Source organism: Kitasatospora sp. NPDC001225, assembly GCF_053597855.1.
Genome location: NZ_JBSFJC010000242.1, coordinates 1 through 6055, shown reverse-complemented (window position 1 = coordinate 6055; position 6055 = coordinate 1). Strand labels below are relative to the sequence as shown.

Here is a 6055-nt window from a genome sequence, read left to right as displayed (position 1 = left end):
GTCAACCCGCTCGGCCAGTCCTTGCCGTCCGAACCGCACACGCGGTCCGGACGGGCCGGGCCCGGCCGCGTTTCCGGTCTCCCGACCCCGACCCTATGGCGCGTGCCACCTATCCGCGTTTGCACTTATCGCGCGCCTGCAATTATTGTTAGGGCACGCAAGGCGCTAGCTCAAGCAATCACAGAAGGGTTCGGGCCCATGCCTCTCGCTCTCATCGCCCTGGCCATCGGCGCATTCGGGATCGGGACCACCGAGTTCGTGATCATGGGACTCCTGCCCCAGATCGCCGGCGACTACGGCGTCTCCATCCCCAACGCGGGCCTGCTGGTCACCGGCTACGCCCTCGGCGTCGTCATCGGCGCGCCGCTGATGACCGTCCTCGGCACCAGGATCAGCCGCAAGACCATGCTCATGCTGCTGATGGGCCTGTTCGTGGCCGGCAACCTGCTCTCCGCGTTCGCCCCGTCCTTCCCCGTGATGCTCGCCGGGCGCATCGTGACCTCCCTCGCCCACGGCGCCTTCTTCGGCATCGGCTCCGTCGTCGCCGCCGACCTCGTCGCCCCGCAGAAGAAGGCCGGCGCCATCGCCACCATGTTCACCGGGCTGACCGTCGCCAACATCGTCGGCGTCCCGCTGGGCACCTACATCGGCCAGGCCGTCGGCTGGCGCACCACCTTCGCCGGCGTCGCCGCGCTCGGCGTGGTCGGCCTGCTCGGCATCGCCAAGCTCGTGCCCGCCATGCCCCGCGCCGAGGGCGCCCACCTGCGCCGCGAACTGACCGCCTTCCGCAACCCCCAGGTGCTGCTCGCCATGGCGATGACCGTGCTCGGCTTCGGCGGGGTCTTCGCCGCGATCACCTACATCGCCCCGATGATGACCAACGTCGCCGGCTACGCCGACGGCTCCGTCACCTGGCTGCTGGTCCTGTTCGGCGTCGGCATGTTCCTCGGCAACCTGCTCGGCGGGCGCTACGCCGACCGCAAGCTGATGCCGATGCTCTACACCACCCTCGGCGGCCTCGCCGTGGTGCTCGCCCTGTTCACCCTCACCGCCCACAACAAGGTCGCCGCCGCCGTCACCGTCCTGCTGGTCGGCGCCCTCGGCTTCGCCACCGTCCCCCCGCTGCAGAAGCGGGTCCTGGACCAGGCCCACGGCGCCCCCACCCTGGCCTCCGCCGTCAACATCGGCGCCTTCAACCTCGGCAACGCGCTGGCCGCCTGGCTCGGCGGCATGGTGATCAGCGCCGGCCTCGGCTACACCGCCCCGAACTGGGTCGGCGCCGTCCTCGCCGCGGCCGCCCTGCTGCTGGCCTTCTGGTCCGCCGCCCTGGAGCGCCGCGACCGCACCCGGGAGGCCGCCACCACGAGCGCGGCTCCCCGCCACGCGGCCCTGCAGCACTGACCATCGACACACCACCGGCCACCGCCCCGACCGGAACCCACCCCACCCCGGGAGAAGCACCACCATGAGCACCACCACCGCAGTCGCCCCGCTGACCACCGCCGACGCCGAGCTCCTGGTCGACGCGGCCCGCAGCGCCGCCGAGGCCGCGGGCGTGCCGGTCAGCGTCACCGTCCTGGACGCCGGCGGCCACCTGCTCGCCTTCCGCCGCGACGACCGCGCCGTGCTGATCTCCGGCGAGACCAGCACCCGCAAGGCCTACACCGCCCTCCAGCTGAACGCCCCCACCGCCGACCTGGTCGACCTGGTCAAGCCCGACGGGCCGTTCCACACCCTGCCCACCGCGCTGGACCGCCCGCTGCTGTTCATCGCCGGCGGCATCCCCGTCCACCGCGACGGCCGGCTGGTCGGCGCCCTCGGCGTCGGCGGCGGCGCCCCCGCGCAGGACCACTCCTTCGCCGCCGCCGCCCTCGACCGGCTCGCCCAGCTCGCCCGGTGAGCACCGCCGCCCCACCCCACCGACCACACCCTCCGAAGGAGACCAGCGCATGACCACCCCCACCGTCCCCACCGTGAAGCTGAACAACGGCGTCGAGATCCCCCAGCTCGGCTTCGGCGTCTTCCAGGTCCCCGACGACCAGACCACCGCCGCCGTCGCCGCCGCCCTGGAGGCCGGCTACCGCAGCATCGACACCGCCGCCATCTACGGCAACGAGACCGGCGTCGGCCGCGCCCTGGCCGCCTCCGGCGTGGCCCGCGAGGACCTGTTCGTCACCACCAAGCTGTGGAACGCCGACCAGGGCTACGACGCCACCCTGCGCGCCTTCGACGCCAGCCTCGCCAAGCTCGGCCTGGACCACGTCGACCTCTACCTCATCCACTGGCCCACCCCGGCCCGCGACCTCTACCTCGACACCTGGCGCGCCCTGGAGCGCCTCGTCGAGGAGGGCCGCGTCCGCGCCGCCGGCGTGTCCAACTTCCAGCCCGCCCACCTCCAGCGCCTGCTGGACACCAGCGCGCTGGTGCCCGCCGTCAACCAGGTCGAGCTGCACCCCGGCCTCCAGCAGGCCGAGCTGCGCGCCTTCCACGCCGAGCACGGCATCGCCACCGAGGCCTGGAGCCCGCTCGCCCAGGGCGCCGTCCTGGACGACCCGGCGATCACCGCGATCGCCGCCCGCACCGGCAAGTCCCCCGCCCAGGTCGTCCTGCGCTGGCACCTGCAGCTCGGCAACATCGTCATCCCCAAGTCGGTCACCCCGGCCCGCATCCGGCAGAACCTCGACGTCTTCGACTTCGAGCTGACCGCGCAGGACATGGCCGCGATCGCCGCCGGCGACCGCGACCTGCGCACCGGCCCGCACCCGGACCAGTTCAACGCGAGCTGACCCCGCCCCACTCTCCCGTCCCGGGCGGTCGCACCGCCGCCCGGGACGGGATCTTTTGTGAAGGACCCGCCATGGCCCCGTCCCACCCCGCACTCGCCCGACTGGCCCCCGCCGACGGCCGGCTGACCATCGGCCTGGAACTGCCCCTGGACAACGACTGGGGCCAGGACCGCGGCCGGGCCGACCGCGCGGCCGGCCGCCCCTTCGGCGTCCCCGACCTCGCCGGGCACGCCCGTCTCGCCGCCCTCGCCGACCGCCTCGGCTTCGCCGCCCTGTGGGTGCGCGACGTCCCGCTCTACGACCCCGTCCGGTTCGGCGACGCCGGCAGCGTCTTCGAGACCTTCACCCACCTCGGCCACCTCGCCGCCCTCACCCGCGACGCGGTCCTCGCCACCGGCGCGGTCGTCCTGCCGCTGCGCGAGCCGCTGCTCGTCGCCAAGGCCGCCGCCACCGTCGACGTGCTCTCCGGCGGGCGCCTGCTGCTCGGCCTGGCCAGCGGCGACCGCCCCGTCGAGTACCCGCTGTTCGACCGCGACTTCCACGGCCGCGGCGCCGCCTTCCGCACCGGCGTCGAGACCCTGCGCGCCGCCTGGCGCCCCGGCCCGCTGGAACTGCCCGCCGCCGGCCTCGGCGCCGAGCAGCAGCTGGAGGTCCTGCCCCGGCCCGTCCACCCCGAGGGCATCCCGATCGCCGTCGCCGGCGGCGCCCAGCAGAGCCCCGAGTGGATCGCCGAGCACGCCGACGCCTCCCTCAACTACCCCCGCGACCCGGACGCGCTGCGCACGCGGCTGCGCCAGTGGCGCGACCTCGCCGGCGACAAGCCCTACCTGACGCCGATGGTCCTCACCCTCGCCGAGGACCCGGCCGCCGCGCCGCGCCCCATCCGGCTCGGCCTCAGCACCGGGCGCACCGCCCTGATCGAGCACCTGGAGCTGATGGCCGAACTCGGCGTCGCCCACGTCTCCTTCAACCTGCGCCCCAACGACCGCCCCGTCGACGAGCTGCTCCAGGAGCTCGCCGAGGAGGTCCTGCCCCGCTTCGCCGCCCCCGCCGCCGTCCCCTCCGCCGCGGCGGCCGGCCGGCGCGGCTGAGCCGGGGACGGGCCCCGCGCCGGCTCGCCCGTACCGGGCAATTTCCGCCGCGTCCCGCGGCCGGATGCGCCCGGGCGGCCGGCCGGTGTGGCAGGTAGGGGGACGAACCGCCGTTCGTCCCCCTACCGCCGAAACGGAGCCCCCATGCGCCGACGCCGCGGCGTCCTGCTGACCGCCGCCCTCCTGGCCCAGCTCGCCGCCGGACCCTCCCACGCCACGGCCGCCGCCCCCACCGGCCAGTGCGGGGTGGTGCGCAGCGGCGACACCCCGCTGGGCGGCGCCGAGGTGACGCTCTACCAGGCCGGGGACGGCGCGGGCGCCGCGCCCCGGGTGCTGGCCCGCACCCGCAGCGCGCGGGACGGGCGCTTCGTCCTGGACTACCGCCGCCCCGAGGACCCGCGCGCCGTGCTGTACGTGCTGGCCGGCCTGCCCGGGCCCGGGGGCGCGCGCGGCGCCGGCGGGCCGGCGGTGCTCGCCGCCGTCCTGAGCGGGGCCGGGGCGCCGCCCGAACTCGTCGTCAACGAGCGCACCACCGTGGCCGTCGCGTACGCCCTGGCCCGCTTCACCGGCCCGGACGGCGTGGCCGGCCCCGACCCCGGGCTGCGCAACGCCGCCGCCGTCGCCCACAACCTGGCCGACACCGGCACCGGCGGCATCGCCGCCCCGCTCGCCGCCCCGCCCAACGGCGCGCTCACCTCGACCCTGGCCGAGTTCAACACCCTCGCCGACCTGCTCGCCGCCTGTGTCGACGGCGCCGGCGGCGACTCCTGCGACCGGCTGCTGGACCTGGCCCGACGCCCCGGCCGGGAGCGGCCCCGCGACACCCTGCGGGCCGCCGTGGACATCGCCCACGACCCGGGCCACAACGCCGCCGAGCTGTTCGCCCTCGCCGCCACCGCCCCCCGCTACCGGCCCGCCCTGCCCGCCGCCCCCGAGGCCTGGACCGTGGCCCTGCGCTACGACGGCAACGGCCACGAGCTCGACGGCCCCGGCAACATCGCCTTCGACGCCGACGGCAACGCCTGGGTGAGCAACAACTACCGCTACGGCGCCGACCCCACCGTGCCGGTCTGCGGCGGCGACACCGTCCTGAAGTTCACCCCGGACGGCCGGGACGCCCCCGGCGCCCCCTACCGGGGCGGCGGCCTGTACGGCGCCGGGTTCGGCGTCACCGTCGACGCCCGGGGCTCCGCCTGGGTCGCCAACTTCGGCTTCCAGGGCCATGGTTGCCCGATCGACCCGGCCCCGCTGGAGCGCAGCCTCTCGCAGTTCGCCCCGGACGGCGCCCCGCTCTCCCCGCCCGAGGGGTGGCGCGCCGACGGCATCGTCCAGCCCCAGGGCCTGGCCGCCGACCGCTCCGGCACCGTATGGGCGGCCGGCTGCGGCGCGGACAGCGTGACCCGCGTCCCTGACGGCGACGCCACCCGCGCCCGGGAGGTCCCCACCCCCGCGCTGCACAAGCCCTTCGGCGCCGCCGTCGACCCGGCGGGGCGGCTGTGGGTCAGCGGCAACGGCAGCGACAGCGTGCAGGTCCTGGGCCCCGACGGCACCCTGGAACGGGCGGTGACCGGCGGCGGGCTGCGCCGCCCGCTCGGCATCGCCACCGACAGCCGGGGCAACGCCTGGGTCGCCAACAGCGGCATCCTGCCGGTGCCCTGCGGCGACACCACCGCCGGGGACCTCGCGGACGCCGCCGTCGCGGGCGACACGGGCCCGCGCCCGGGCGCCTCCGTCACCCTGATCCGCTCCGACGGCGCCCCGGCCCCCGAACCCTTCACCGGCGGCGGCCTGTTCCTGCCCTGGGGCGTCGCCGTCGACGGCGAGGACACCGTCTGGATCGCCAACTTCGGCGGCCACCGCGTCGCCCGGCTGTGCGGCGTCGACCTCGCCGCCTGCCCGCCCGGCTTCACCACCGGCCAGCCGCTGTCCCCGCCCGACACCGGCTACCCGAGCGACGGGCTGGAGCGCAACACCGGCCTGCGGATCGACCCGTCCGGCAACGTCTGGCTCGCCAACAACTGGCGCACCCTGCCCCTGCAGACCAACCCCGGCGGCCACGAACTCGTCGTCCTGGTCGGCGCCGCCGCACCCGTACCGGCCCCGGGGCTCGGCGGGGCCGCCGCCCGGCCCTGACCGGGGGCCGGCCACCCCTGCCCGGCGGCGCGGGCCCACGGGCCG

5 protein-coding genes are annotated in these 6055 nt (G+C 76.2%); all 5 read left to right on the top strand.

The window, feature by feature from the left end:
• Positions 1-198 precede the first annotated feature (198 nt).
• The 5 genes from ACWDCZ_RS38145 to ACWDCZ_RS38125 all read left to right on the top strand — a co-directional run bounded on the left by ACWDCZ_RS38145 (position 199) and on the right by ACWDCZ_RS38125 (position 6010).
• Positions 199-1401, top strand: coding sequence for an MFS transporter (locus ACWDCZ_RS38145; RefSeq protein ID WP_049659333.1), 1203 nt, complete (start codon positions 199-201; stop codon positions 1399-1401).
• Between the two features lie 64 nt (positions 1402-1465).
• On the top strand, positions 1466-1900 hold the full coding sequence (locus ACWDCZ_RS38140) for a GlcG/HbpS family heme-binding protein (protein WP_375876209.1): 435 nt from the start codon (positions 1466-1468) through the stop codon (positions 1898-1900).
• 49 nt (positions 1901-1949) lie between these two features.
• Complete coding sequence (locus ACWDCZ_RS38135) at positions 1950-2786, top strand: aldo/keto reductase (RefSeq protein WP_375876210.1); 837 nt, start codon at positions 1950-1952, stop codon at positions 2784-2786.
• A gap of 71 nt (positions 2787-2857) precedes the next feature.
• Entirely contained in the window at positions 2858-3877 is a 1020-nt protein-coding gene (locus ACWDCZ_RS38130; RefSeq protein ID WP_449818336.1) for a TIGR03571 family LLM class oxidoreductase, read from the top strand.
• Positions 3878-4021: 144 nt separating this feature from the next.
• Positions 4022-6010 (top strand): hypothetical protein, encoded by a 1989-nt coding sequence (locus ACWDCZ_RS38125; RefSeq protein ID WP_449818335.1) that lies wholly within the window; start codon positions 4022-4024, stop codon positions 6008-6010.
• The last annotated feature ends 45 nt before the right edge of the window (positions 6011-6055 follow it).